The sequence below is a fragment of the Kitasatospora sp. NPDC048662 genome (assembly GCF_055587065.1).
Genome location: NZ_JBVJHA010000008.1, coordinates 197245 through 222652 on the forward strand (window position 1 = coordinate 197245; position 25408 = coordinate 222652).

Consider the following 25408-nt stretch of genomic DNA (forward strand, 5'->3'; position numbering starts at 1 on the left):
GCGTGACAGGAGAGGTGGCCATGGGCCTGGAGTTCTTCGGAATCGACCCTGAGACCAACGAGGAAGGCTCGCCCACCGTCTGGGCGGACATGGCTGGGCGCCGACTTGTGATCCAGAGCGATACGGTAACCGGGGCCGAATTCGAGGAAGTCGATCAGACCGAGTGGGTGGCCGGTCACAAGGCCGGCGTTCCTGCTCATGAGTCCGTCATCAGCATCCCCGAGCGAATGATCCCATTCATCAGGAAGGCTTGCGATGCACTCGAGCGTGCCGGACTTCAGGACGCTGCTCCGGGCGACGAAGAAGTCGGCCGTGCATCTGGAGATGCGTGACCAGTACAGCGTCACTGACGAAGCCGACCAGTTCGCCGCGTGGAGAGCGGGTCACCGGTACTCCCTGGAGAACCGTGCCGAATGGTGGCATCCCTTCCATGACTTCGTGGTGGAGACCGTTGCCCGTGGCGTGATCATCCGGCGCGCCCGAATCGTGTCGGAACCCGTCACCGAGTACATCCGCTACGAGCACTCCCACACATTCACCAACATCGCGGCCGGTGAGCAGATCCGATGGCTGCCCCGGAGCCGGGCATTGGACCTTGCGTTGCCGGGAGCCGACTTCTGGTTGTTCGACAATCGGATCGTGCGGTTCAACCTGTTCACCGGTGAGGGGGAGTGGGCCGATCCCCGGAACGTCATGACGGAGGAGCCCGCCACCGTGGAGCTCTGCACGAGGGCGTTCGAAGCCGTGTGGGAACGTGCGGTGCCCCATGAGGACTTCAAGGTCTGAGCCGGCTCCGAACCACCAGGTGGACAGCACATGTCATCGTCGCCGTCGTCCAGCGTTGTCGCAGCACGGAAGGCCATCGCGGACCAACTGGTCGAGATCCGCAAGGACGCCGGACTCAACGGGGGCGAGCTGTCCGCTCTGTGCGGTTGGCATCCCGCCAAGACCTCTCGTATCCAGTCCGGCAAGGCAGCCCCGTCGGAAGGCGACATAAGGGCTTGGTGCACCGCGTGCGGGGCCAGTGACCGGATCCCGGACCTGATCGCCGCGTCCCGTGCCGCTGACTCGATGTACCAGGAGTGGAGACGCCGGAACAGCTCCGGCATGAGGCTTGCCCAAGAGCGGGTCATCAGCGACTACGAGCGCACCAGGCTCTTCCGGATCTACGTTTCGAACGTGCTGCCCGGGTTCTTCCAGACCGCCGAGTACGCGACGGCGCTGATGCAGTCCATCACGGACTTCCAGGGCACCCCGAACGATGTTGCGGCGGCCGTCCCAGCGCGCCTGGCGCGGGCACAGCTCATGTACACGGGGGCGCGCCGGTTCGCTGTCCTGATCGAGGAGTGGGTCCTGCGGACCAGGATCGGCAGTGCGGAGGACATGGCCGCTCAGCTCGGCCATCTGCTCACTTTGATGTCATTGCCGTCCGTCTCCGTCGGAGTCATCCCGGCCGGCTGCTCCCGTACCGTCTGGCCGCTGGAAGCGTTCTACCTGTTCGATGATCAACGGGTGGCGGTGGAGACCCTGACCGCGAAGGTCAACGTGCTCCAGCCCGGAGAAGTCGCGGACTACATCCGGGCTTTCGCGGGACTGTCCGAGATGGCGGTGTACGGAGCGAAGGCCAGAGCTCTGATCACTGCCGCCGTTGCCTCCTTGGAGTGACGCTGCGCAATAAGGCGCAAGTTCGTTGAGCACGCAGCGGCGGGGTCTCTACCGTCTGTCTCACGCCCGCGCCGTCTCGGCGACGGGCGGTGTCATCCGGCGGGCGACCGCCCGGCGGGTACAGCCAGCACGGAGGTGTGAGGTGGGCAAGCACGGCGGCGGCACGGGTGATGGCTCGGGCGGCAAACAGCAGGATGACAGCAACAAGGGCTCCGGGCACGGCGGGGGCGGCTCGGACGAGGGTGGCAACACCTCGGACGGACAGAACCCGGCGGGCGGCAAGTGACCGGCGAACCGCACCAGGAGGCGGGCCCGCAGGGGCTCGCCTCCGCGCTGGTGGCCGACGGCGCGCTCTCCTCGGACTGGCTCCCCGCGTTCAAGGCCGTGCCACGGGAGCTGTTCGTCCCGGACCGCATCTGGCCGGGCATCGCGGACGGCACCCGGCAGAACCCCGCGGTGTACCGGTCGAAGGACCCCGCCGAGTGGCACCGGGCCGTCTACTCGGACGTCCCGCTGACCACACAGTGGGACGACGGCGCGCACGAGGGGGACGGTCTCGGCACCACACCGAGTTCGTCCAACTCCATGCCGACCATGGTGGTGTCCATGCTCCGGCACCTGGACGTGCATCAGGGTGACAGGGTGCTGGAGATCGGCACGGGCACGGGATGGAACGCGGGTCTTCTCGCCCACCGTCTCGGCGACTTGAACGTGGTGACCGTCGAGTACGATCCGGCCGTCGCGCGCGGTGCGCGGGAGAACCTGGGCCGGGCCGGGCTCGCACCGACCGTGGTCGAGGGCGACGGGCGGGCGGGGTGGTCGGTGGGCGCCCCCTACGACCGCATCATCGCGACCTGCTCGCTGCTGGAGATCCCGTCGGCGTGGCTGGAACAGTCAGCCCCCGGTGCGGTGATCGTCGCCCCGTTCGGCACCGAGTACGGCGGGGAGCAGATCGTCCGGCTGATCGTGAACGAGGACGGAACCCGGGCGGTCGGCAGCTTCGTGGGCGGCTCGGCGTTCATGAGGCTTCGGCAGCAGCGGACCGAACGGCCGTTGTTCGCCGAGTACCTGCACGGGGTGCCGTGGCCGGCGGATGGTGTGCGGAGTACGACCGCGCTGTCCCCGCGGGACACCGGCGAGTGGTTTCAGCAATTCGTCATCGGGCTCGGTGTACCGGGCGCGTTCTGGCGGGCGGAGCGGTACGACCACGGCGCGTACACGCTGTGGATCTACAGTCGCGACAAGCAGTCGTGGGCCTCGGTGGACTATGAGCGCGGCCGTACCGAGTACGAGGTGTACCAGTCCGGTCCCCGCAGACTCTGGGACGAGGTGGAGACCGCCTACCGCTGGTGGGACGGGCAGGGCCGCCCCGGCTTCGAACGCTTCGGCCTCACCGTGACCCCCGACAGGCACCTCGCGTGGCTGGACGGCCCCGACAAGCCCGTTCCCATGCAGAGCTGACGTGAAGGCCAGCGCCACCCACCCCCGCGCCACCCGCCGCATCGCCGCCGCCCGCAACTGGCGGGCCGCGCGGGGCTCCTGAGCGAAAGTGGTGGCCGGGCGGGGCGGGGGCGGGGGAGAATCCGGCACCGAGTACCGCGTACCGAGGAGGGGCACATGGGGGACCGTCCGCTGCTGATGCTGGATGTTGACGGGCCGATAGCACCGTACGGGGGGTTTCGCCGGCCCAGGGGCTACCGGACGCACCGGGTGGAGTCGCAGATGTGGCGGCAGCGGCAGCTCGATCAGGGGGTGCGCAATCCGAAGCCGCTGCGGGTCTGGCTGCACCCCGAGCACGGGCCGGCGCTGCTGGCGCTGCCGTTCAGCCTGGTGTGGGCGACGGCGTGGCGGGCGGAGGCGGACGAGCATCTGGCGCCGCTGCTCGGGTTGCCCAAATTCCCGTACGTGAACTGGGAGTCGATGCACCACGGCGACCCGGACGGGCTGCACTGGAAGACCCGGCAGTTGGTGACCTGGGCCGATCAGCAGCCGTTCGCGTGGGTGGACGACGAGATCGAGCCGCAGGACACCGAGTGGATCGCCGCCAACCACCCGGGCCCGGCGCTCACCCTGAAGATTGACCACCGGTACGGGCTGCAGCCCGAGCACTTCGCCCAACTCCGGCGCTGGGCCGAGGAGATCGGCCGGTGAGGGTCGCCGCGCTGTACCGCCACCCCGTGAAGTCGATGCTCGGCGAGGAGATCGTCCGGGCCCGGATCGACGAACGCGGCATCGAGGGCGACCGCCGCCGCGCCCTGCTGGACGTGACCACCGGCCGGATCGCCAGCGCCAAACAGCCGCGCACCTGGCGGCAGTTGCTGACGCTGAGCGCCGAGACCAAGGACGACGGCGTGCGGATCACCGGCCCCGACGGCGGCGAGCTGGACGAGCACGGGATCAGCGCGCTGTTGGGCCGCCCCGTGCGGCTGATCGGCGAACGGCCGCCCGGATCGGTGCTGCTGCGCTCGCTGCCCGAACAGGTGCTGGCGGACGGCATCGAGGCCGAAGTGGAGTACACCGTCCAGGACTTCGGCAAGGCCGCCGCCCCGGGCAGCTTCTTCGACTTCGCCCCGCTGCACCTGGTCACCACCGCCACGCTGGCCGGCGCGCCGGCGGTTCGGTACCGCCCCAATCTGGTCCTGGAGACGGACGGGGCGCCGTTCGAGGAGAACGCCTGGGTCGGCCGCGAGCTCACCCTCGGCCCGGACCTTCGCCTGCGGCTGATCGCCGCCAGCCCCCGCTGCGCCGTCCCCACCCTCGCGCACGGCGCGCTGCCCGCCGATCCGGAGGCGCTGCGCCGTCCGGCCCGGCTCAACCGGGTCGAACCGCTGCCCGGCATGGGGCCGTTGCCGTGCCTGGGGGTGTACGCGCAGGTCCTCGCCCCCGGCACGGTGGAGGCCGGGGACCAGGTCGAGCTGCACTGACGCGGCGTCAGCCGTCGATCGCGGCCGCCAGGGCGTCGAGGAAGCGGTCGGTGGTGTCCCGGTCGCGGACGGCCAGGCGCAGCCAGTCGGGGCCGAGGCCGGGGAAGGTGTCGCCGCGGCGGACGGCGAAGCCGGCGGTGCGCAGGCGGTCGCGGACGGCGGCGGCATCCGGGAGTTGGATCAGGACGAAGGAGGCCGCGGGGTCGCCGTGCACCCGGACGTCCGGGAGTGCGGCGAGGCCCTTCAGCAGGTGTTCGCGGTCCAGCGCGGTGGCGCGGGCGGCGGCGTCGGCCTCGGCGAGGGCGGCGGGGGCGGAACAGAGTTCGGCGGCGGCCAGCGCGGGAGTGGAGACCGGCCACAGCGGCTGCGCGGCGGCGAGGTCGGCGACCAGGTCGGCGGGGGCGAGCAGGTAGCCGATCCGCAGACCGGCCAGGCCCCAGGTCTTGGTGAGGCTGCGCAGCACCACCACCCGGCCGGGCAGGTCGCGGGCCCCGGCGAGGGTCTGGGTCTCGCCCGGGTCGGTGTCCATGAACGCCTCGTCGATCACCAGGGTCCGCCCGGGCCGGGCGAGTTCGGCGAGTGCGGCGGCCGGGTGCAGGATGGAGGTGGGGTTGGTGGGGTTGCCGACCACCACCAGATCGGCGTCCTCGGGAACCGCCCCGGGCAGCAGGCGGAAGCCCTGCTCCGGCGTGAGGAGGACCCGGTGGACGGCGTGCCCGGCGTCCCGCAGCGCCGCCTCCGGTTCGGTGAACTGCGGGTGCACCACCACCGCGCGGCGCGGCCGCAGCACCCGGGCGAGCAGCACGAACGCCTCGGCCGCGCCGGAGGTGAGCAGCACCTCGGCGACGGGGCGGCCGTGCCGGGCGGCGACGGCGGCGCGGGCCGCGGAGCCGTCCGGGTAGGCGGCCAGCGTGTCCAGGGTCGCGGCGAGGTGCGCGCGCAGCCACGGCGGCGGGGTGCCGGTGCGGACGTTCACCGCGAGGTCCACCAGGCCCGCGGAGCGGACTTCGGCGTCGCCGTGATGGCGCAGATCGGGCTCGGTGTTCACCTGGTGGCCTCCTGGGTGGGTGCGGCGAGGGCCGCGGTGGCGGTCGCGGTGGCGTGGCGGGGCGCCAGCAGGCGGCCGCCCGGTCCGGCCGAGGCCAGCGCGGCGGCCTCCGCGACGCTCGGGGTGCCGACCGCCGCCGCCACCCGGGCGGAGCCGGCGACCGGGACGGCGGCCAGCACGGCGGCGGGGTGGCCGATCAGGGGGACGCCCAACTCCCGTGCGGCGGCGCGCAGTCCGGGCTCGGCGAGCTTGCTGTCCAGGGTGGCGACCAGGGTGACGGCGGAGCGGTCGAGGCCGCGGGCGGCGAGTGCGGCGTCGGCGGTGCGGAGCAGTTCCGCGGCGGGGGTGCCGCGGCGCAGCCCGAGCCCGAGCACCACCCGGAGGGGGAGCGCGGGGGCGGACGGCCGGCTTGTCACGCCAGGCCCTCCCGTTCCTCGTTCCCCGTGCCGGTCGTGCGCGCCGGGCCGGAAAGATCCCACCATGTCGGTCCGAGGCGGGTCAATCGGGGCAGGTGTGAGCCGCGCCGCTCCGCTGGCCGAAAAGCACCGGGGCGGCCTTGTCGGCCGACCAAGCGTTCGCTTGTTCTTAACCTGTCAAAAGGCTCGTCGGCCACCGCCCCCGCCTAGGGTTTCCGGCGCTCCACCAAGCGTGCTCCAACCGCCCTGTCCCGCACGTTCCTTGCCCCGGAGGGACCTCGCCATGACTGCCGCACCGCTCAGCCGCCGCACCAAGCGCCGCCTGACCGCGCTCGGAAGCACCGTCGCTCTCGCCGCCGCCTCGCTCGGCCTGTGGGCCGCCACCGGCTCCACCGCACAGGCCGCCGCGCTGCCCGCGCCCGACCACGTCGTCGTCGTGGTGATGGAGAACCACGCCTACAGCCAGGTGATCGGCAGCTCCAGCGCCCCGTACCTGAACGGCACCCTGGTGGCCGGCGGCGCCAACCTCACCCAGTCCTACGGCCTGACCCACCCGTCCGAGCCGAACTACTACATGCTGTTCTCCGGCTCCAACCAGGGCCGCACCGACGACAGTTGCGTCAGCGTCGGCTCGATGACCGCGCCCAACCTGGCCTCCGAGTTGATCGCCGCCGGAAAGAGCTGGGGCTCCTACAACGAGACCCTGCCCAGCCAGGGCTCCACGGTCTGCTCCAGCGGCAAGTACGCGCAGAAGCACAACCCGTGGTTCGGCTTCTCCAACGTGCCGACCAACACCGCCTACACCTTCGCCCAGTTCCCCACCGACTACACCACGCTGCCGAAGGTCTCCTTCGTGGTGCCGAACCTGTGCAGCGACATGCACGACTGCTCGGTCTCCACCGGCGACACCTGGATCAAGAACAACCTCGGCGCGTACGCCACCTGGGCGCAGACCCACAACAGCCTGCTGGTGGTCACCTTCGACGAGGACAACAGCCTCTCCGGCAACCGCATCCCGACCGTGGTCTACGGCCAGCACGTGATCCCCCACTCCACCAGCTCCACCACCTACAACCACTACAACGTGCTGCGCACCCTGGAGGACCTGGCCGGCCTGAGCGCCCACGCGGGCAACGCCGCCTCCGCCTCCGACATCACCGGCATCTGGAACTGACGCCGGATGTACCTCGCGGACGCCCGCTCCACCAGGACCGACCGCGCCGCGGCCGCCACCCCGGGCACCCGCCCGGGGCGGCGCGCCGCCGTCCCCGGCACCGTGCTCGCGCTCGGCGCCGTCAGCCTGGTCACCGACATCTCCTCCGAGATGGTCAGCGCGGTCCTGCCGCTGTACGTGGTCACCGCGCTCGGCCTGTCCCCGCTCGGCTTCGGCCTGCTCGACGGCATCAACAACGGCGTCGGCGCGCTGGTCCGGCTGCTCGGCGGCCACCTCGCCGACCGCAGCCCGCGCGGCCACAAGCTTGTCGCCGGGATCGGCTACGGCCTGTCCGCGCTGTGCAAGCCACTGCTGCTGCTGGTCCACACCGTGCCGCTGATCGGCGGCGTCCTCGCGATCGACCGCACCGGCAAGGGCCTGCGCACCGCACCCAGGGACGCGATGATCTCGCTGGCCACCGCGCCCGAGCACCGCGGCCGGGCGTTCGGCGTGCACCGGGCGATGGACACCACCGGCGCGCTGCTCGGCCCGCTGCTCGCCTTCGCGGTGCTGCGGATCGCCGACGACCGGGCCGAACGCGCCGGCTACAGCGCGGTGTTCACCGTCTCCGGCTGCGTCGCGGTGCTCGGCGTGCTGCTGCTGGTGCTGTTCGTGCCGGGCCGGACGACTCCGGTGGCCACTCCGTCCGGCGAGCGCCCCACCCTGCGGGACGCGCTCGCCCTGCTGCGCCGCCCCGCGCTGCGCCGGCTCACCCTGGCCGCCGTGCTGCTCGGCCTCACCACCGTCAGCGACTCCTTCCTGTACCTGCTGCTGCAACGCCGACTCGGCCTGCCCGCCCACCTGTTCCCGCTGCTGCCGCTCGGCACCGCCGCCGTCTTCCTGACCCTGGCCGTCCCGCTCGGGGTGATCGCCGACCGGATCGGCCGCCGCACCCTCTTCCTGGCCGGCCACGCCGTGCTGCTCGGCGGGTACGGCGTGGTGCTCTCCCCGCTGCGCGGCGCGGGCGCCGCCGTGTTGGTCCTGCTGCTGCACGGCACCTTCTACGCCGCCACCGACGGGGTGCTCGCCGCCGCCACCGCCGCGACCGTCCCCGACGGCCAACAGGGCGCCGGACAGGCCCTGGTCGGCACCGGCCAGGCGCTCGCCCGCTTCACCTGCTCGCTCGCCTTCGGCGCCGCCTGGACGCTGTGGGGCCCGCGCGCCGCCCTCACCGTCACCGCCCTGTCCCTTGCCGCCGCCGCCCTCGCGGCCACCCGCCTGCTCCGCCCGACCGCCACGACCGGCTGACGCGCCACGACCGGCCCATGAGCTGCGACCCGCGCACCCTCGCCCACGAAACCCCACCGACGAACTCCCGCCCACGAACCCCCGCCCGGAGGGCACCCCACATGACCGCTCCCGTTGTCGTCGAACCGGACTCCGAAGCGCCCGAACCCCCGGCAGGGGGCGCCTCGTTGCGGCGCAAGGTGGTGGTGCTGGCGGTCGCCGTGGTGCTGCTGGCCGGGGTCGGGACGTTCGCGGTCCGGTACGCCGCCGGCCGGGCGGACCGGCGCAACCAGGAGCAGGCCGGCGGGCCGCCGGTGCGCGCGGGCGCGGTGACGCTGGAACCGACGGGACGTCAACTGCTGCTGCGCAACCTGGCCTGGGGCCCGCACCGGGACGAGGTCGCCGCGCTGCCCGCCGACCACCCGGACGGCGCCCGCACCGCGTCCGGCGTGAAGTGCCTGCGCTTCCACGCCGCCGCCGGCACCGGTATCTGCCTGCAGGCCGAGCACGGCGCGCTCGACGACACCTACCACGCGTCCGTACTCGACGCCTCGCTGCACGAGATCAAGCGCTTCCCCGCGCCCGGCATCCCCACCCGCGCCCGGGTCTCGCCGTCGGGACACCTGGCCGGCTGGACGGTGTTCGTCAGCGGCGACTCCTACGCGGGCACCAACTTCTCCACCCGCACCGCGATCGTTGACACCCGCAGCTGGCAGTTCTACGACAACCTGGAGACCTTCCAGGTGCTGAAGGACGGTCACCCCGTGCAGGCGTCCGACCTCAACGTCTGGGGCGTCACCTTCGCCGCCGACGACAACCGCTTCTACGCGACGGTCGCCACCGGCGGCCAGACCCACCTGGTGCAGGGCGACCTCGCCGCCCGCACCCTGACCACCCTGCACCAGAACGTCGAGTGCCCCTCGCTCTCCCCGGACGGCACCCGGGTCGCCTACAAGAAGCGGGTGGCCGGCGCCGACCCGGCCGCGCCGTGGCGGCTGTACATCCTCGACCTCGCCACCATGACCGAGACCGCGACCGCCGAGCAGCGCAACATCGACGACCAGGCGCTCTGGTCCGACGGCCACACCCTGCTGTACTCGCTGCCCGGCGACTACGGCTCCGACCTGTGGACCGTCCCCGCCGACGGCACCGGCGCCCCGGCGGTGCTGGTGCACTCCGCCGTCGCCCCCGCGTATCTCGGCTGACAGCCCGCCCGGTCGCCGGTAACGTCCCCGCGTCAAGATCGACACGAAGGACGCGATGAACGAGAAGACCGGCACCGGTCGGCCCTGGCGCGGGTCGCTGTACGCGCTGCTCACCCTGCTCTGCTGCGCGGTGCCGACCGGCCTGCTGACCTGGTGGTTCGGCGGCTCGGACGGCGTCGAGCTGCTGCACACCGTCACGCCGACCGCGATGATCCTGGTGGTCGCGCTGAACTACCGCACCCCCGGCGGAGGAGTGGCGGCGTTCGTCGCCGGGGGACTGGCGCTCTGGCTGAGCTTGGTCGGGATGGCGGCGGTCCGGACCGCCGCGCTGGCCGAGAACGGGCAGCAGATCGTCGTCACCGTCACCGCCGTCCACCCGCGCAGCGGCACCCACCTCCCCTCCTGCGAGGTGAGCCGGCCCGACGGCACCGCCGTCCGCCACCCGGTGGCGGCGTGCGACCTCCGCGTCGGCGGTCAGCTGACGGTGACCGCCGACCCGACCGACCGGCAGGCCCCGATCCGGGAACCCCTCGACGCGGCCACCCCCCTGCACCGGACCGAGGGCGTGGGCGCCGCGCTGGTCGCGCTGCTGGTCTCCCTCCCGTTCTGGGCGGGCCGCCGCCCGCAGCGGCGCCCGGCGGTCGCAGCCGGGTAACCCGGCTGAGGGCGGCTTCCGGGCAGGAGTAGCGTCCCTCTTGATCCGAATGATCACCGGGACGGCGAGCGGACGGTCGCCGAGGTCATCGCCGTCACTCCGGGCCAGGGCAGGAAGAGCCGCCCGTCCTGTGAGCTGCGGGCCGCCGACGGCCGGGACCTCCAGGGCCGGCTCCGCTCGTCCGAATACCGGGTCGGTGACCGCCTCAGCGTCACCTTCGACCCGGCCGGGCGGGTGGAGTCGATCGCGGGCGCCCCCGACCCGGACGGCCGGGCGTTCACCACCGAGGTCCTGGGCGCCGTACTGGCCCTGCTGGCCCTGTCGATGCCGCTGTGGGGACGGCTGGGCCCGCGCCTGAAGCGAAGCCAGGAGGCTGCTGCGGCCTGACCGTCCACACCGCGCCGACTGCGGAGCAACCTCCCCTCGTTCGAACGGTGAACGGGGGGAGTGGCGATGAGTGTGACGCCGATGGTGCTGCCGCTGTGGGGCTTGCGGGGCCCGCGCATGCAGGAGCACCGGCGGTAGGCCGGGGCTGACGGTCCGTCACTCCCGGCGGTCGCGCCAGCGCTGCAGCATCTCTTGGATCTCGACCCGCAGGAAGGCGAAGAACTCCAGGGACTCGGCGAGGCGTTGACCGGCCGGGGTGTCCGGGCCGAGTGCGTCGACGCCCTCGACCAGGCTGGACTCGAAGCGGGACAGCGTGTGGTCGCGGTTGGCGGTGGCCTCGTACCAGACGTGGTCGTGGACGCGGTAGCGGTCCCGGCGGGTGCCGGGCTCGCGCTCCCGGCTGACCAGGTCGACCTGGGTCAGGTAGCGGACGGCGCCGGAGACGGCGGCGGGGGAGATCTGGAGCAGTTCGCCCAGTTCGGCGGAGGTCAGCCGTCCGGAGTCGGCGGTCAGCAGGGCGGTGAACACCCGGGCCGACATCCGGGGGAACCCGGCGTCCGCGAGTACGGTGGCGAACCGTTCCACGAACTCCGACACCGCCGCCCGATCCCGCCGCGCGTCCACCGGATCCCGTCGCGCGTCCACGTCGCCCACCTCGCTCGCCTGCACCATCAGAACCCTCCCCGACACCGCCCGGGCGGGCGTCCGCCCACCTTCACACACCTTCGGCGGCCATGCGAAGATCCGGGACCTTCGGTGACTTCACGGATTTGTGAAACCAGAGTAGCGTCGAGCCCATGACGACCGCCATCTCGGTGTCCGGCCTGGTGAAGACCTTCGGCCGCACCCGCGCCCTGGACGGACTGGACCTCACGGTCGAGCAGGGCGAGGTTCACGGGTTCCTCGGCCCCAACGGGTCGGGCAAGTCCACCACCATCCGCGTTCTGCTCGGACTGCTGCGCGCCGACTCCGGCACCGCCACCCTGCTCGGCGGCGACCCGTGGCGCGACGCCGTCCCGCTGCACCGCCGAATCGCCTACGTGCCGGGCGATGTGACGCTGTGGCGCAACCTCTCCGGCGGGGAGGCGATCGACCTGCTCGGGCGGCTGCGCGGCGGACTCGACCCGGCCCGCCGGGCCGCACTGCTGGAGCGCTTCGAGCTGGACCCCACCAAGAAGGGCCGCGCCTACTCCAAGGGCAACCGGCAGAAGGTCGCGCTGGTCGCGGCGTTCGCCGGCGACGCCGACCTGCTGATTCTGGACGAGCCCACCTCCGGCCTGGACCCGCTGATGGAGGAGGTGTTCCGCGAGTGCGTCGCCGAGGCCCGCGAGCGGGGCACCACGGTGCTGCTGTCCAGCCACATCCTGTCCGAGGTGGAGGCGCTCTGCGACCGGGTGTCGATCATCCGGGCCGGGCGCACCGTGGAGACCGGCACCCTCGACGAGCTGCGCCACCTCACCCGCACCTCGGTGGACGCCGTCCTCACCGGACCGCCGCCGCGCCCCGCCTACGCCCACGACCTGACCATCGACGGCAACCGGCTGCGCTGCCAGGTCGACACCGAGCAGCTCGGCACCCTGCTCACCGAGCTCACCGCCGTCGGCGTCCACAGTCTCACCAGTCGGCCGCCGACGCTGGAGGAACTCTTCCTGCGCCACTACGAGAACGCGGCCGACACCCCCTCGACGGCGGCAGCCCGATGAGCGGCTACGCGCTGACCGGCACCGGCACCCTCTACCGCCTCGCCCTGCGCCGCGACCGCATCGCCCTGCCGGTGTGGGTGTACATCGGCACCGGCATGGTCGCCTCCACCGCCTTCTCCTTCCGCACGCTGTACAGCGACGAGGCCTCCCGCCGGACCTTCGCGGCCAGCATCGACGGCAACGGCTCGCTGCGCGCCCTGTACGGCCCGATCTTCGACGGCTCCACCATCGGCGGGCTGACCGCGTGGCGGATGGGCGTGTTCGGGGCGGTGCTGGCGGCGCTGATGTCCACCCTGCTGGTGGTGCGGCACACCCGCGCCGAGGAGGAGGACGGCCGGCTCGAACTGATCGGCGCGGGCGCCGTCGGCCGGCGCGCCCCGCTGACCGCCGCACTGGCCACCGCCCTCACCGCGAACGCCGCGCTGGCCGCGCTGGTGACGATCGCGCTGCTGGCGGCCGGTCAGGCCCTGACCGGGGCGCTGGCGTTCGGCCTCGCGCTCGGCGCCACCGGAGTGTTCTTCGCCGCGCTCGCCGCCGTCACCGCGCAGGTCGCCGAGACCGGGCGGGCCGCCAACGGCCTGGCCGGGGCGGGGATCGGCATCGCCTTCGTGCTGCGCGCCGTCGGCGACTCCGGCAGCGGCACGGGCTGGGCGAGCTGGCTCTCCCCGATCGGCTGGAGCGAACAGGTCCGCGCGTTCGCCGGCGACCGCTGGTGGGTGCTGGCGCTGCCGCTGGGCGGGGCCGTGCTGCTCACCGCGCTGGCCCGCACCCTGGTCGAACGCCGCGACCTGGGCGCCGGACTGCTCCCGCAGCGCCCCGGCCCCGCCGTCGCCGCACCCGGCCTGGCGAACGCCGGCGCACTGGCCCGCCGCCTGCAGCGCGGCGCCCTGCTCGGCTGGACGCTGGCCTTCGCCGCGGGCGGCGCGGTGTTCGGCAGCGTCGCCAAGGGCGTGGTCGACCTGGTCGGCGACAACCAGCAGATGGCCGACATGATGGCCCGGCTCGGCGGACAGCAGGGCGTGCTGAACGCCTACCTGTCCGCCATCGCCGGGGTGTTCGGGATGATCGCCGCCGTGTACGCCGTGCAGTCCGTGCTGCGGCTGCGCGCCGAGGAGAGCGCCGGCCGGGCCGAACCCGTACTGGCGGGCACCGTCTCCCGGCTGCGCTGGGCGGGCGGACACCTGCTGTTCCCGCTGTTCGGCACCGCCGTGCTGCTGGCCGCCGCCGGCGCCACCGCCGGGCTGGCGCAGGGCGCCGTGCTCGGCGACGCCGCCGGCCACGGGACGGGCGACGCCGTCGCCCGGATGCTCGGCGGCACGCTGGTCCAGCTGCCCGCGGTGTGGCTGACCGCCGCCGTGGCCCTGGCCGTGTACGGCCTGCTGCCGCGCTGGACGGCGGCCGGCTGGGCCGGATTCGGCGCGTTCGTACTGGTCGCCTGGCTCGGCCCGATCCTGCAACTGCCGCAGTGGGTGCTCAACCTGTCGCCCTTCACGCACCTGCCGCACCTGCCCGGCGGGACGTTCACCGCCGCGCCGCTGCTGTGGATCACCGCCCTGGCCGCACTCGCCGCCGCGGCGGGCCTGACCGGGCTGCACCGCCGCGACCTGGGCTGACAACCGGGCACAGCCCGACGCACCGGCTCCGGCCGAGGGCGGGCCGGCCGAGGGCGGGCCGGCCGAGGGTCGGCTGGCCGGGCGCGCTCCGGCCGGGGGCGCACTGGCCGGAGGCGCCGGGCAGACCGGGGTGGTACCGGTCGGGGTCGCCGGGCAAACCGGGGTGGTGTTGGCCGCGGGCGGACCGGCCGGGGCTGCGCTGGCCGTGATCGGGCCGGTCGGGTCCATGTTGGCGGTGCCCGCGTTGGCCGGGGCTGCGCCGGCCGCGGTCGGGCCGGTCGGGTCCACGTCGGCGGTGCCCGCGTCGGCCGGGTCCGTGCGGGTCGGTCCGTGCGGGTCGGGTTCGCGTTGGTCGTGGCTGCGCTGGCCGTGGTCGGGCCGGTCGGGTGCGTGTTGGCGGTGCCCGCGTCGGCCAGGTCCGCGCGGGTCGGGCTCGCGCTGGCCGTGGCATGCGTTGGCCGTGGTCGGGCCGGTCGGGTCCACGCCGGCGTGCCCGCGTTGGTGGTGGTGCCCGCGCCGGCCGGGGCCGCGCCGGGCGGGCTGGCTCCGGGCAGGCCCGCGCTGAGCGAATCGCACTGGCCTCACCCGGCCTTCGGGCAGAACGCGTCCCGGGCCGGGCGGTGGCCGGTGGTCAGGAACTCCGTCACCAGTGCGTCGCCGCAGGCGTTTCCGTGGGCCAGGTAGGCGCCGTGGCCGCCGGAGTCGATCGTGACCATCCTGGCCCGGTCGCCGAACGCCGTGCGCAGCTTGAGCGCCCCCGAGTAAGGCGTGGCCGGGTCGCGCAGGTTCTGCACCAGTAGCACGTTGGACGGCCCGTCGTCGGTGACCCGCACGGGCGGCTCGGCGGGCTGCCAGTGCCAGAACGCGCAGGCAGTGGCGTTCACCGGCATGCCGGCCGTGAGCGGGTGCGCGATCCGGTCGGCGGCCACCGCCGCGGCGTACGAGCCGAGGTCGTGCGGCCAGGCGACGTCGTTGCACAGGGTGGCCACGGTGACCGCCGTGGAACTCTGCAGCTGCGCCAGCGCCGCCGCGTCCGGCGCGGGGCCCGGGTCGGGCAGTGGGCGGTGGCCCTGGGCGGCCTGGAGCAGGGCGGCCACGGCCGGGAACTTGGTGTCCGCGTACAGGCCGTTCAGCAGCGTGCCGCGCAGGCCGTTGCCGTCCAGTACGCCCGGGTTGTGGCCGGGCCAGGGCAGCGGGGCCGCGTCCAACTGCTCGGCGGCCGTCAGGTAGGCGGTGCGGACCTGCTCGGGGGTGTCGGCGATCCGGAACTCGCCCGCCTCGGGGGAGGACGCCCAGGCCGCGAAATCCGGGAAGCGGTCCTCCGCGCCGGTGGCGAAGGCGGCCAGCCAACTGCGTTCGGCCCGAATCGGATCCGGGTTGTCGTTGCTGTCCAGCAGGATCCGGTCGGTGCGGTCGGGGAACATCGTCGCGTACGCGGCGCCCGCGTAGGTGCCGTAGGAGACGCCCCAGGCGGAGATCCGGCGTTCGCCGAGGGCCTGCCGGATCCGGTCGATGTCCCGCGCCTCGTTCCGGGTGGTGATGCTGTGCAGCACCGGGCCGCCGTTCGCCGCGCAGCGGTCGGCGATGCGTTCGGCAGTGGTCAGGCCGGCATCGCCGCCCTGGCCGTCGGGCGCGGGCCAGGGCAGCAGCTTGCCGGGCGCCAGGTCGGCGTAGTCCAGCCCGCAGGAGACCGGGCTGGACCGGCCGACGCCGCGTGGGTCGAAGCCGATCAGGTCGTACCGGTCGAGCACCGACCGGGGCAGCCGTTTCACGGCGCTGCTCGGCCCGTTCAGACCGGAGCCGCCAGGACCGCCCGGGATCATGACCAGCACCCCGCGCCGCTGATCGGGCCGGGCGGCGGGGATCCGGGAGACGGCCAGCGTCAGTGACGGCCCGTCGGGCTGCGCGTAGTCGACCGGGACGGTGATCTCGGCGCACAGCTGGCGCCCGTCCGCCGGGCCGCCCGCGCACGCGCCCCAGGCAGGGCGGTCGGGGCGGTCGGCGGCGGACGCTCCGGCGGCGAGCGGTGCCGTCAGGCCGAGCAGGACGGTGGTGGCGGCGGCGAGGGCGGCGCCTCGATGAGTGATTCGCATGGCCGCAAGTCTTCGCCGCCGCGCCGCCCGGATCGATCCCCCAGGCCTCCGTCTTTTTCCTGGTGCCAGCCTCACCGGAAACCCTATAGCCAGCTACAGAACAGGAGTTGACGCCACCTCAGGCAGTGGACCGCACCGTGACGACGGGCTCATGGTGGACCGGGAAGTTCACCGAGGAGGCGATGAAGCAGTCCCGGCCCGCCGGGCCGTGCAGGGCCTCGGCCTGCTCGCGCATCGACTCCTCGGCGATCTCCACCCGGGGCCGCAGCATCGCCCCGGTGAAGTGGCCACCGCCGCCCGAGGTCTCCATGGTGGCCTCCGCCTCGTCCGTGTAGGACAGCACCGTCACGCCGTTGCGCGCGCAGTGCGACAGGTACGACAGCATGTGGCACTGGGCGAGCGCGGCCAGCAGGAACTGCTCCGGGTTCCACCGCGAACGGTCGCCGCGGAACGTCGGGTCGGCGCTGCCGAGCAGGGTCGGCACCCCGTCCGAGGAGATGTCGTGGTCGCGGGAGTACGAGCGGTAGGTGTCGGTACCGGTACCGAGGTTGCCGGTCCAGTCGACACGGACCGCGTAGTGGTGGGACAGGGCCATCGGGTCACTCCTTCTCGGGCGGCCGGGCGGCGGCGCAGGTGTCCAGGACGTGCCGCCGGGCGGCCGCCCCGGCAGCGGCCGGATCCCCGGCGGTGACGGCGGCCAGCAGCTCACGGTGCTGGTCGTCCACCAGGGCGGTGCGGTCGGGCGCGTGCAGAGAACGGTGGGTGGAGACCTGGATCTGGTCCCACAGCCGCTCCAGCGCGTGCAGCGCGACGGGGTTGGCGGCAAGCTCCGCGACCCGCCGGTGGAACTGCCGGTTCAGCCGCACCGCCTCCGTCAACTCGCGCTCCACGGTGGCCCGGTGAGTGCGGTAGGCGAGCGCCGCCAGGTCGGCCAGCTCGGCCGGGGCCAGCCGGCCCGCCCGCTGCCGCTCGGCCGCGAGCTCGGCGGTCAGCGCCTCCAGTGCGGCCCGCACCCGGTAGACCTGCGACAGCTCCTCCGCGGACAGCTCCACCACCCGGACGCCGCGCCCGGCGGCGACCAGCAGGCCGTCCGCGGTCAGCGCCCGGAACGCCTCCCGGACCGGAGTGCGGCTCACCCCCAGGGTCTGTGCGACCTCCACCTCGCCCAGCCGCGCCCCCGGTGGGTAGCGGCCGTCCTGGATCAGTTCCCGCAGGCTGCGGCGGGTGCTCTCGCTCTGCACAGCGGCAGCGTAGTGCGATGTATGCATTGCATGCAATGGTCGCGCGGGCAGCGCCGGGGCGCCGACGGGGAACTCGTTGGGAGAGTGACGGACCGGTCCGCTATATTCGCGCAGCCGTCGAACAGTTCCACGCCCCAAGGGGGAAACACCCATGTCGTTCGACCAGGAGCGCTCGGGGGAGGCCGGCCCCGACGCCGCACATGCCGCAGGTGCGGAGGGGAGCGCGCGGGTCGAAGCCGCGACGGCCGAGTCGTCGTCGGCCGAGGTGGCGTCAGCTCCGGCCGCGCCGATGCCGGAGGCCGAGGTGGCGTCAGCTCCGGTCGCGCCGATGCCGGAGGCCGAGGGGGCCCTGCCGGTGGCCGGGACTTCCCTCCGCAAGCAGCCGGCCGCGCCGCCCGTGGATGCCGAGGGTGTCCCGCCGGTGGCCGCGATCCCGTTCAGCAAGCAGCCGGCCGCGCCCGAGGCGGCGGCTCCCGCCGCAGGGGGAGACGGGGCTGCCGAGTCGTCGTCGGCCGAGCCTTCGTTGTCCGAGGTGCCGTCAGTTCCGCCCGTGCCCGTCGATGTGCCGCAGCCGCCCGCCGTGCCGCAGCCGCCCGCCGTGCCGCAGCCGCCCGCCGCGCCGCCCGTGCCCGTGAACCCGTGGGCGCCGCCCGCCCCTGGCGCCGTGCCGGCTGGTTCGGCACCCGTGCCGCCCGTGCCGCCCGTGGCGAACCCGTGGGTCGCGGCCGCGCCCGGGGAGCCTGCGCCGGCCGGGGGCAATCCGTGGGCGCCGACGGGTGTTCAGCAGCCGTGGGGGACGGGCGGGTTCCCGCCGCCCGGGACGCCGGGCGCGCCGACCGGGCCGATGATGATGTACCCGGTGCCGCAGCGGTCGCTGTACACCAACAACCTGGCCATCGCCTCGCTGATCGTCGGCATCGTCTGCTGCTACTTCGGCTTCATCGGCATCGGCCTGGGCATCGGCGCGCTGCGCCAGATCAAGCGGACCGGCGAGCGCGGCAAGGGGCTGGCCATCTCCGGCATCGTGGCCGGCAGCCTCGGCATGGTGCTGTTCGTCGTCTCGGTGATCGGTGGCGCCTTCAGTGTCGACGACTTCGAGAACGACAGCTCCGGGCCCTCGCACGTGACGTCCACCTCGGCCGCCGGTACCCCGGATTCGCCGTTCCGGCTGCGGGTCGGTCAGTGCTTCAACCGTACCGTGACGGGCAACGCCAAGCCGGTGGACTGCACGGCCTCGCACGACGGCGAGGTCTACTGGACGCAGCCGACCAGCAAGCAGGACAACAAGTACCCGGGCGAGGACGCGCTGAAGGCGGAGGCCGACGAGGTCTGCCCGACCCACCTGGACACCTACGTGGCGGACACCTGGACGATCCCGGACGCGGTGTCGACCTTCTACTACTATCCCGACCGGCTGGGCTGGGCCAGCAGCCGCCGCATCGTCTGCTTCCTGGGCAACAGCGACAAGACCGGGCGCACCGGATCGCTCCAGAAGTACCCCAGCACCCTGACCACCGACCAGCGTCAATTGCTCGACGCCACCAACCAGTTCGACCGCGCCTGGATCAAGGGACCGGACGAGGACGTCGATGTCGAGGACGACCCGCAGGCGTACCGGAGCTGGGCCAAGGACATGAGCGTGGCCGCCACCAAGCAGGCAACCATGCTGAAGGCCGCGCACTGGAACACCGCCGACAAGGCGACCGTCGACCGCCTGATCGCGAAGTCGATGGCAGCGTCCGACCACTACCTGGCGGCCTCCCGGTCCACCGACAACGCCACGCTCCGCCGTGAACTGGGCCTCGCCGAGGACAACCTGGGCGACAAGGAGATCATCTCGCTGCGCCGCGCACTGGGTCTGGCGACCGCGCAGGAGGAGCCGGCCAAAAAGGGCAGCCAGCCGGTCTGACCGGCCGTCGGCCGCGCGAGCCCGGCTCGCGCGGCCGACCCCGCACCGTCAGCTCCCGTCGTGCGAGGCCGCCCAGGCGGCGGCGTGCCGGACCAGCCGGGTCGCCAGGGCGGGGGCGCCCGTCCAGTGCAGGTGCAGGTAGGAGGCGTGCACCGAGCCGTGCAGGTGGCCCTCGGTGTGCGGGCCGGTGGGGGTGCGCCAGCCCCAGGCAGGGGACGGGCCGGCCGCCGGTTCGGTGACGGTGCGGTGGAACTCGTGGCCGCGCACCCTGGTGCCGGCCGCGGCGAGCGGCGAGTCGGCGAGTGCCACCGCCTCCCGGTAGCCGAGCGTCAGCCGGGGCGTCATCCGGGCGGTCGCGTCCAGCACCCCGCACATCGGCAGGCCGTCCAACTCCCGCCCCAGGTACAGCAGTCCGGCGCACTCGCCGACCACCGGCGCGCCGCTCGCGGCCAGCTGGGCGACCGCCGCCCGCAGGGGCGCGTTCGCGCTCAGCTCCGAGACGTACACCTCCGGGAATCCGCCGCCTATCACCAGCGCCGATGTCCGCTCCGGCAGTTGCTCGTCGTGCAGTGGGTCGAACGGCACCACCTCGGCCCCGGCGGCGGCCAGCAGTTCGGCGTTCTCCGCGTACGAGAAGGAGAACGCCGCGCCGCCCGCCAGCGCGATCCGCGGCCGGGGGCCGACCAGCGGCTCCACCTCGGCCGCCGACTCCCACGCCGTGCAACCGAGCGGCGGGGCGGTCCGGGCCAGCGCCAGCACCTCGTCCAAGTCGACCGAGGCGGCGACCAGTTCACCCATTTCGCGGACCGCCCGCAGCGCATCGGCGGAACGTTCCGCGGCCGGGACCAGGCCCAGGTGCCGGGACGGGGTGTCCACCGCCTTCGCCCGCCGCACCGCGCCGAGCACCGGCACCCCGGAGCCCTCCTCCAGGGCCTCCCGCAGCAGCGTCTCGTGCCGGTCCGAGGCCACCTTGTTGAGGATCACCCCGGCCAGGCGCACCTGCGGATCCCAGGACGCGAAGCCGTGCACCAGCGCCGCCACCGAACGGGACTGCGAGGAGGCGTCCACCACCAGCACCACCGGCGCCCGCAGCAGCTTCGCGACCTGCGCCGTGGACGCCAACTCGCCGCGCCCCGCCGCCCCGTCGTACAGGCCCATCACGCCCTCGACCACCGCCACGTCCGCCCCGGCCGCGCCGTGCGCGAACAGCGGGGCGATCCGCTCCGGGCCGCTCATCCAGGCGTCCAGGTTGCGGCCCGGACGCCCGGCGGCCAGCGCGTGGTAGCCGGGGTCGATGTAGTCCGGGCCGACCTTGTGCGGGGACACCTTCAGCCCGCGCGCGGCCAGCGCCGCGATCAGGCCGGTGGCCACCGTGGTCTTGCCCGCGCCGGAGGACGGGGCGGCCACCACCAGCCGGGGAATGCTGTCGTTCAACGGTCTACCACTCAATACCGCGCTGGCCCTTGCGGCCCGCGTCCATCGGATGCTTCAGCTTCGTCATCTCGGTGACCAGATCGGCCAGTTCGAGCAACTGCTCGGGTGCGTTGCGGCCGGTCACCACCACGTGCTGGCTGCCCGGCCGGCTCCGCAGCACCTCCACCACCTCCGCCACGTCGATCCACCCCCAGTGCAGCGGGTAGGTGAACTCGTCCAGCACGTAGAACCGGTACGTCTCGGCCGCCAGATCCCGCTTGACCTGCGCCCAGCCCTCGCGGGCCGCCTCCTCGGACGACTCGATGTCCCGCTGCACCCACGACCAGCCCGAACCCATCTTGTGCCACGCCACCGTGCCGCCCTGCCCGGACTCGCCGAGGACGCGCAGCGCGTTCTCCTCGCCGACCTTCCACTTCGCCGACTTGACGAACTGGAACACCCCGATCGGCCAGCCCTGGTTCCACGCCCGCAGCGCCATCCCGAACGCCGCCGTGGACTTCCCCTTGCCCGGTCCGGTGTGCACCGCCGTGATCGGCAGCGTCCGTCGCTGACGGGTGGTCAGTCCGTCGTCCGGAACGTTCTCCGCAACTCCCTTGGGCATGTGGTTCACGCCGCCTTTCGTGTCGTCGAAGCAGTAGAGGTCATCGCTGTCCGGGTCTCGCGCACCAGCGCGGCCACGCCCTCGGCCCGCAGCTCGTCCAGGCTCACCGCGTCACCGTTCAGGTGCGCCGCCAACTCCCTTGCCAGGCCCAGCCGGACGGGACCCGACTCGCAGTCCAGCACCACCGCGGCCACCCCCTGCGCCGCCAGCAGCCCCGCCGCCCGGTGCGAACGCGCCACCGCGTCGCGCGACCCCGTCGCCCGGCCGTCGGTCACCACCACCAGCAGCGCGCGCCGGTCCGGGTCGCGCAGCCGCTCCACCCGCAGCACCTCGTGCGCCCGCAGCAGACCCGCCTCCAGCGGCGTCCGCCCACCGGTCGGCAGCTGCTCCAGCCGGGCCGCGCCCACCTCCACCGAGGAGGTCGGCGGCAGCGCCAGCTCCGCACCGGAACCCCGGAACGTCACCATGCCGATCTTGTCGCGCCGCTGGTAGGCGTCCATCAGCAGCGACAGCACCGCGCCCTTGACCGCCGTCATCCGCTGCCGGGCCGCCATCGATCCGGACGCGTCCACCACGAACAGCACCAGGTTCGACTCCCGCCCCCGACGCACCTGTTCGCGCAGATCGTCCCGCCGCAGCACCAGCGCCCGGCCGGCCCGCCCGCGCGCCACCTGGTGCGGCGCCGCCGCCCGCAGCGTCGCACTCAGGTGCAGCCTGGTCAGCCGCCCCTGCGGACGGCGCGCCCGCACGGTGTGCCCGGCGTCCGTCTCGGCGGTGGAGCGCCGTCCCTGCGCGCCCCGGCCGGTACCGTCCACCTTGAACAGCCTTGTCCGGTACGGGTGTTCGGCCGCCACCGGGGACGACTCCTGGGAACCGCCCGGGCGTTGCTGCGGCGGTGCTGCCGGTTCCTCTGAACTCCCGGCCTCCGAAGGTGAGTTGGGTTCGGACGGGGCGGGGGAGCCGCCGCCGTCCGGGCCGCCGCCTCCTCCCGGGCCGTTGCCGTCGTCGTCCGGCCCCTCGCCCTCCGGGTCTTTGTTCTCCGGCGCTTGGTGCTCGGCCAGCGTCCGGTCCAACTGCTCCTGGTCCAGGCCCGGCGCGTCGAACGGGTTGCGCCGCCGCCGGTGCGGCAGTGCCAGCTGGGCGGCCTTGCGGACGTCCTCCTCCAACACCTCGGTGCGCCCCGCCCAGGCGGCCAGTGCCACCGCGGTGCGGGCCATCACGATGTCCGCCCGCAGGCCGTCCACCTCGAACGCCGCGCACACCGCGGTGATCTGGCGCAGCGCGAGGTCCGACAGCTCCACCGACGCCAGCAACTCCCTTGCCGCGCCGATCCGTTCGGCCAGCTCCCGCTCCCGGTCGGCCCAACTCGCCGCGAAACCGGCCGGATCGGCGTCGTACGCCAGCCGGCGGCGCACCACCTCGGCGCGCTCGTCCGCGTCCCGGGTGGCCGCGATCTCCACCGTCAGGCCGAACCGGTCCAGCAGCTGCGGCCGCAGCTCGCCCTCCTCCGGGTTCATCGTCCCCACCAGCAGGAACCGCGCCGCATGCCGCACCGACACCCCCTCGCGCTCCACGTACGAACGCCCCATCGCCGCCGCGTCCAGCAGCAGGTCCACCAAGTGGTCCTGGAGCAGGTTCACCTCGTCGATGTACAGGACACCCCGGTGGGCCTTCGCCAACAGCCCCGGCTCGTACGCCTTCACGCCCTCCGCGAGCGCCCGCTCCAGGTCCAGCGAGCCGACCACCCGGTCCTCGGAGACGCCCACCGGCAACTCCACCAGGAACGCCGGACGCTCCGCCGCCCCTTCATCGGAGTGCGGGCCGTCGGGGCACTGCCCGTCCGGCGCCGCCGGATCGCACGCGAACCGGCAGTCGGCCACGGTCGCGATCGACGGCAGCAGCCCCGCCAGCGCGCGCACCATGGTCGACTTCGCGGTGCCCTTCTCGCCCCGCACCAGCACCCCGCCCACCGCAGGCGACACCGCGTTCAGCAACAGCCCCAGCCGCAGGTCGTCCATTCCCACGATGGCTGTGAACGGGTAACGGGCATCGGTCAGTTCACTCATTTCGCCCTCTCCATCTCCACCGGCGCCGGAGCCCCGGGCGGCACGAACGGCAGGCCGGCCGGCGCCCCGTTCTCGATCAGCTTCCACAACACGTCCGTATCGGCGTGCTCCGCCACCAAGTCGCCCAGCGCGTCCAGCCGTTGCTCCCGCGCCGCCGCGAACGAGGTGTCCGGCGCGGGAACGAACGCCCGCCCGGCGGCGCGGGCCACCTCGGCCAGGAACGCCCGGCGGAACGCGTCGTTCTCCAGCACCCCGTGCCAGGTCGTCCCCCACACCGAACCCACCCGGCAGCCGTCCAGTGCTGCCCCGCCGGCATCCGTGACGAACGACTCGCCGCCGTCCACCGACACCACCCCGTGGTGGATCTCGTACCCCGCCACCCGCTCGCCGAGCGCCACGCCCGTCGGACGCGCCAACACCTTCTCCGCGCCGAACACCACCCGGGTCGGCAACAACCCGAGACCGTCCACGGCGCCCGCCCGGGACTCCACCTCGTCCACGATCTCCCGGCCCAGCATCTGGTAGCCGCCGCACACACCCAGCACCGGCAGCCCCGCCGCGACGCGCCGCGCGAGCGGCTCGGCCAGGCCCTGCGCCCGCAGCCAGGTCAGGTCCGCGACCGTCGCCCGCGTTCCCGGCAACACCACCAGGTCCGCATCCGCCAGCTCCTCCGGACGGGTCGCCCAACGCACCAGCACACCCGGCTCCTGCGCCAGCGCATCCACATCCGTGAAGTTCGACAACCGCGGGAACCGCACCACCGCGACCCGCAGCACCTCCGCCCCCACCGGCCCACCCGCCGCCGGACGCTCCGCCACCGACGCCAGGTCCAGCGAATCCTCCGCGTCCAGCCACAGCCCCTGCAGCATCGGGAACGTCCCCAGCACCGGACGCCCCGTCAACTGCCGCAACATCTCCAACCCCGGCGCGAGCAGGCGCGCGTCACCGCGGAACTTGTTCACGAACCAGCCCGCGACGAGAGACTGGTCGTCCGCCGAGAGCAGCGCGAGCGTCCCGAACATCGACGCGAACACCCCGCCGCGGTCGATGTCCCCGACCACCACCACCGGCAGCCGGGCCGCCGACGCCAGGCCCATGTTGGCGATGTCCCGGTCCCGCAGATTGATCTCCGCCGGCGACCCCGCACCCTCGCAGACCACCACGTCGAACCGCGACCGCAAGTCCGCCAGACACTCCAACGAACGCTCCAGCAGCACCGGCTTCCGCTCCCGGTAGTCCAGCGCCCCGACCTCCGCCACGGCCCGCCCCAGCAGCACCACCTGACTCCGTCCGTCCGCCCCCGGCTTCAACAGCACCGGATTCATCGCCGCCTCCGGCTCCACCCCCGCCGCCTGCGCCTGCATCGCCTGAGCCCGCCCGATCTCCGCCCCATCGGCCGTCACGAACGAGTTCAACGACATGTTCTGCGCCTTGAACGGCGCCACCCGCACCCCCTGCCGCCACAGCCACCGGCAGATCCCCGCCGTCACCACACTCTTCCCGGCATCCGAGGTCGTCCCGGCCACCAGCAACGCACCGTTCACGGACGGCCTCCTTCGGAGAAGAGAAAGGGAAAGACGGCAGAGAAACCCCCGCAGCCGCGCGAGGAGCTGCGCGAGGCGGGAGACGGCGGCATGCCGAAGCCGCACCGCACCGGGGCCAGCTGCACCGCCCGCCCGCACGCGAGTGGCGCGTCGCGCGGGAACGAGGGACGCGAGGAACTGCGCGAGACGGGAGACGGCGGCATGCCGAAGCCGCACCGCACCGGGGCCAGCTGCACCGCCCGCCCGCACGCGAGTGGCGCGTCGCGCGGGAGCGAGGGACGCGAGGAACTGCGCGAGACGGGAGACGGCGGCATGCCGAAGCCGCACCACGCCGGGGCCAGCTGCACCGCCCGCCCGCACGCGAGTGCCGCGTCGCGCGGGAGCGAGGGACGCGAGGAACTGCGCGAGACGGGAGACGGCGGCATGCCGAAGCCGCACCACGCCGGGGCCAGTTGCACCGCCCG

The 25408-nt window shown here is 73.6% G+C and carries 26 protein-coding genes; 16 read left to right on the top strand and 10 right to left on the bottom strand.

Annotated features, from left to right (window positions below):
* The first annotated feature begins 20 nt into the window (after nt 1-20).
* From ACZ6R9_RS22810 to ACZ6R9_RS22840, 7 genes are all read left to right on the top strand, one after another.
* The gene (locus ACZ6R9_RS22810; RefSeq protein ID WP_465539946.1) at nt 21-332 is read left to right on the top strand and encodes a hypothetical protein; all 312 of its coding nucleotides are present in this window, start codon (nt 21-23) and stop codon (nt 330-332) included.
* Nucleotides 256-786, top strand: coding sequence for a DUF6879 family protein (locus ACZ6R9_RS22815; RefSeq protein WP_465539947.1), 531 nt, complete (start codon nt 256-258; stop codon nt 784-786). Before ACZ6R9_RS22810 ends, ACZ6R9_RS22815 begins: the two co-directional genes overlap by 77 nt.
* 30 nt (nt 787-816) lie before the next feature.
* On the top strand, nt 817-1665 hold the full coding sequence (locus tag ACZ6R9_RS22820; RefSeq protein WP_465539949.1) for a helix-turn-helix domain-containing protein: 849 nt from the start codon (nt 817-819) through the stop codon (nt 1663-1665).
* A gap of 142 nt (nt 1666-1807) precedes the next feature.
* Nucleotides 1808-1951 carry a hypothetical protein gene (locus ACZ6R9_RS22825; RefSeq protein ID WP_465539952.1) on the top strand — a complete coding sequence of 48 codons (144 nt, stop codon included), beginning with the start codon at nt 1808-1810 and terminating at the stop codon, nt 1949-1951.
* On the top strand, nt 1948-3126 hold the full coding sequence (locus ACZ6R9_RS22830; protein WP_465539953.1) for a methyltransferase domain-containing protein: 1179 nt from the start codon (nt 1948-1950) through the stop codon (nt 3124-3126). Before ACZ6R9_RS22825 ends, ACZ6R9_RS22830 begins: the two co-directional genes overlap by 4 nt.
* A gap of 156 nt (nt 3127-3282) precedes the next feature.
* Nucleotides 3283-3816 carry a hypothetical protein gene (locus ACZ6R9_RS22835; RefSeq protein ID WP_380485981.1) on the top strand — a complete coding sequence of 178 codons (534 nt, stop codon included), beginning with the start codon at nt 3283-3285 and terminating at the stop codon, nt 3814-3816.
* A complete protein-coding gene (locus tag ACZ6R9_RS22840) occupies nt 3813-4589 on the top strand; it encodes an MOSC domain-containing protein (RefSeq protein ID WP_465539954.1) in 777 nt (258 codons plus the stop codon). The genes ACZ6R9_RS22835 and ACZ6R9_RS22840 overlap by 4 nt, the downstream gene beginning before the upstream one ends.
* 7 nt (nt 4590-4596) lie before the next feature.
* On the opposite strand, the gene cobC is transcribed toward ACZ6R9_RS22840, so the two are convergent.
* On the bottom strand, nt 4597-5637 hold the full coding sequence (cobC, locus tag ACZ6R9_RS22845) for an Rv2231c family pyridoxal phosphate-dependent protein CobC (RefSeq protein WP_465539956.1): 1041 nt from the start codon (nt 5635-5637) through the stop codon (nt 4597-4599).
* Nucleotides 5634-6053 carry a cobalamin biosynthesis protein gene (locus ACZ6R9_RS22850; RefSeq protein WP_465539957.1) on the bottom strand — a complete coding sequence of 140 codons (420 nt, stop codon included), beginning with the start codon at nt 6051-6053 and terminating at the stop codon, nt 5634-5636. The genes cobC and ACZ6R9_RS22850 overlap by 4 nt, the downstream gene beginning before the upstream one ends.
* A gap of 283 nt (nt 6054-6336) precedes the next feature.
* Here ACZ6R9_RS22850 and ACZ6R9_RS22855 point away from each other — a divergent pair, with 283 nt between their 5' ends.
* The 5 genes from ACZ6R9_RS22855 to ACZ6R9_RS22875 all read left to right on the top strand — a co-directional run bounded on the left by ACZ6R9_RS22855 (nt 6337) and on the right by ACZ6R9_RS22875 (nt 10740).
* Nucleotides 6337-7227 (top strand): alkaline phosphatase family protein, encoded by an 891-nt coding sequence (locus ACZ6R9_RS22855; protein ID WP_465539959.1) that lies wholly within the window; start codon nt 6337-6339, stop codon nt 7225-7227.
* A 6-nt stretch (nt 7228-7233) separates the two neighbouring features.
* Nucleotides 7234-8514 (top strand): MFS transporter, encoded by a 1281-nt coding sequence (locus ACZ6R9_RS22860; protein WP_465539961.1) that lies wholly within the window; start codon nt 7234-7236, stop codon nt 8512-8514.
* Nucleotides 8515-8615: 101 nt separating this feature from the next.
* Nucleotides 8616-9698 (top strand): TolB family protein, encoded by a 1083-nt coding sequence (locus ACZ6R9_RS22865; protein WP_465539963.1) that lies wholly within the window; start codon nt 8616-8618, stop codon nt 9696-9698.
* 55 nt (nt 9699-9753) lie between these two features.
* Nucleotides 9754-10353: a hypothetical protein gene (locus tag ACZ6R9_RS22870; RefSeq protein ID WP_465539965.1), complete on the top strand. Its 600-nt coding sequence runs from the start codon at nt 9754-9756 to the stop codon at nt 10351-10353.
* 234 nt (nt 10354-10587) lie between these two features.
* A complete protein-coding gene (locus tag ACZ6R9_RS22875) occupies nt 10588-10740 on the top strand; it encodes a hypothetical protein (protein WP_465539967.1) in 153 nt (50 codons plus the stop codon).
* Nucleotides 10741-10896: 156 nt separating this feature from the next.
* On the opposite strand, the gene ACZ6R9_RS22880 is transcribed toward ACZ6R9_RS22875, so the two are convergent.
* Nucleotides 10897-11412, bottom strand: coding sequence for a GbsR/MarR family transcriptional regulator (locus tag ACZ6R9_RS22880; RefSeq protein ID WP_380485998.1), 516 nt, complete (start codon nt 11410-11412; stop codon nt 10897-10899).
* 125 nt (nt 11413-11537) lie between these two features.
* On the opposite strand from ACZ6R9_RS22880, the gene ACZ6R9_RS22885 reads away from it, so the two are divergent.
* The gene (locus ACZ6R9_RS22885; RefSeq protein WP_380486000.1) at nt 11538-12443 is read left to right on the top strand and encodes an ABC transporter ATP-binding protein; all 906 of its coding nucleotides are present in this window, start codon (nt 11538-11540) and stop codon (nt 12441-12443) included.
* Nucleotides 12440-14056, top strand: coding sequence for an ABC transporter permease (locus ACZ6R9_RS22890; protein WP_465539970.1), 1617 nt, complete (start codon nt 12440-12442; stop codon nt 14054-14056). Before ACZ6R9_RS22885 ends, ACZ6R9_RS22890 begins: the two co-directional genes overlap by 4 nt.
* A gap of 581 nt (nt 14057-14637) precedes the next feature.
* On the opposite strand, the gene ACZ6R9_RS22895 is transcribed toward ACZ6R9_RS22890, so the two are convergent.
* The 3 genes from ACZ6R9_RS22895 to ACZ6R9_RS22905 all read right to left on the bottom strand — a co-directional run bounded on the left by ACZ6R9_RS22895 (nt 14638) and on the right by ACZ6R9_RS22905 (nt 17390).
* On the bottom strand, nt 14638-16149 hold the full coding sequence (locus tag ACZ6R9_RS22895; RefSeq protein ID WP_465539972.1) for an alpha/beta hydrolase: 1512 nt from the start codon (nt 16147-16149) through the stop codon (nt 14638-14640).
* A 118-nt stretch (nt 16150-16267) separates the two neighbouring features.
* On the bottom strand, nt 16268-16744 hold the full coding sequence (locus ACZ6R9_RS22900; protein WP_380486007.1) for an OsmC family protein: 477 nt from the start codon (nt 16742-16744) through the stop codon (nt 16268-16270).
* A gap of 4 nt (nt 16745-16748) precedes the next feature.
* A complete protein-coding gene (locus ACZ6R9_RS22905; RefSeq protein ID WP_465539974.1) occupies nt 16749-17390 on the bottom strand; it encodes a GntR family transcriptional regulator in 642 nt (213 codons plus the stop codon).
* 151 nt (nt 17391-17541) lie between these two features.
* Here ACZ6R9_RS22905 and ACZ6R9_RS22910 point away from each other — a divergent pair, with 151 nt between their 5' ends.
* The gene (locus tag ACZ6R9_RS22910; protein WP_465539976.1) at nt 17542-19299 is read left to right on the top strand and encodes a DUF4190 domain-containing protein; all 1758 of its coding nucleotides are present in this window, start codon (nt 17542-17544) and stop codon (nt 19297-19299) included.
* A gap of 48 nt (nt 19300-19347) precedes the next feature.
* Here ACZ6R9_RS22910 and ACZ6R9_RS22915 read toward each other — a convergent pair whose 3' ends face one another.
* From ACZ6R9_RS22915 to ACZ6R9_RS22930, 4 genes are read right to left on the bottom strand one after another with little or no spacing between them, the layout of a single operon-like run.
* Nucleotides 19348-20733 (bottom strand): cobyrinate a,c-diamide synthase, encoded by a 1386-nt coding sequence (locus tag ACZ6R9_RS22915; protein ID WP_465539978.1) that lies wholly within the window; start codon nt 20731-20733, stop codon nt 19348-19350.
* A gap of 4 nt (nt 20734-20737) precedes the next feature.
* Complete coding sequence (gene cobO / locus ACZ6R9_RS22920; RefSeq protein WP_465539980.1) at nt 20738-21334, bottom strand: cob(I)yrinic acid a,c-diamide adenosyltransferase; 597 nt, start codon at nt 21332-21334, stop codon at nt 20738-20740.
* A gap of 5 nt (nt 21335-21339) precedes the next feature.
* Nucleotides 21340-23400 carry a putative cobaltochelatase gene (locus ACZ6R9_RS22925; protein WP_465539981.1) on the bottom strand — a complete coding sequence of 687 codons (2061 nt, stop codon included), beginning with the start codon at nt 23398-23400 and terminating at the stop codon, nt 21340-21342.
* A complete protein-coding gene (locus ACZ6R9_RS22930; protein WP_465539983.1) occupies nt 23397-24944 on the bottom strand; it encodes a cobyric acid synthase in 1548 nt (515 codons plus the stop codon). The genes ACZ6R9_RS22925 and ACZ6R9_RS22930 overlap by 4 nt, the downstream gene beginning before the upstream one ends.
* Nucleotides 24945-25034: 90 nt before the next feature.
* Between ACZ6R9_RS22930 and ACZ6R9_RS22935 the strand changes: the two genes are divergently transcribed.
* Nucleotides 25035-25408 (top strand): hypothetical protein (locus ACZ6R9_RS22935; protein ID WP_465539986.1); only part of this gene is annotated, 374 nt, incomplete at its 3' end.

Bases quoted from the DNA above. Each gene is read 5' to 3' on its own strand.
- ACZ6R9_RS22810 (WP_465539946.1), top strand. From the start codon at position 21: ATGGGCCTGGAGTTCTTCGGAATCGACCCTGAGACCAACGAGGAAGGC.
- ACZ6R9_RS22815 (WP_465539947.1), top strand. From the start codon at position 256: ATGCACTCGAGCGTGCCGGACTTCAGGACGCTGCTCCGGGCGACGAAG.
- ACZ6R9_RS22820 (WP_465539949.1), top strand. From the start codon at position 817: ATGTCATCGTCGCCGTCGTCCAGCGTTGTCGCAGCACGGAAGGCCATC.
- ACZ6R9_RS22835 (WP_380485981.1), top strand. From the start codon at position 3,283: ATGGGGGACCGTCCGCTGCTGATGCTGGATGTTGACGGGCCGATAGCA.
- ACZ6R9_RS22855 (WP_465539959.1), top strand. From the start codon at position 6,337: ATGACTGCCGCACCGCTCAGCCGCCGCACCAAGCGCCGCCTGACCGCG.
- ACZ6R9_RS22860 (WP_465539961.1), top strand. From the start codon at position 7,234: ATGTACCTCGCGGACGCCCGCTCCACCAGGACCGACCGCGCCGCGGCC.
- ACZ6R9_RS22865 (WP_465539963.1), top strand. From the start codon at position 8,616: ATGACCGCTCCCGTTGTCGTCGAACCGGACTCCGAAGCGCCCGAACCC.
- ACZ6R9_RS22870 (WP_465539965.1), top strand. From the start codon at position 9,754: ATGAACGAGAAGACCGGCACCGGTCGGCCCTGGCGCGGGTCGCTGTAC.
- ACZ6R9_RS22880 (WP_380485998.1), bottom strand. From the start codon at position 11,412: ATGGTGCAGGCGAGCGAGGTGGGCGACGTGGACGCGCGACGGGATCCG.
- ACZ6R9_RS22885 (WP_380486000.1), top strand. From the start codon at position 11,538: ATGACGACCGCCATCTCGGTGTCCGGCCTGGTGAAGACCTTCGGCCGC.
- ACZ6R9_RS22890 (WP_465539970.1), top strand. From the start codon at position 12,440: ATGAGCGGCTACGCGCTGACCGGCACCGGCACCCTCTACCGCCTCGCC.
- ACZ6R9_RS22895 (WP_465539972.1), bottom strand. From the start codon at position 16,149: ATGCGAATCACTCATCGAGGCGCCGCCCTCGCCGCCGCCACCACCGTC.
- ACZ6R9_RS22900 (WP_380486007.1), bottom strand. From the start codon at position 16,744: ATGGCCCTGTCCCACCACTACGCGGTCCGTGTCGACTGGACCGGCAAC.
- ACZ6R9_RS22910 (WP_465539976.1), top strand. From the start codon at position 17,542: ATGTCGTTCGACCAGGAGCGCTCGGGGGAGGCCGGCCCCGACGCCGCA.
- cobO (WP_465539980.1), bottom strand. From the start codon at position 21,334: ATGCCCAAGGGAGTTGCGGAGAACGTTCCGGACGACGGACTGACCACC.
- ACZ6R9_RS22925 (WP_465539981.1), bottom strand. From the start codon at position 23,400: ATGAGTGAACTGACCGATGCCCGTTACCCGTTCACAGCCATCGTGGGA.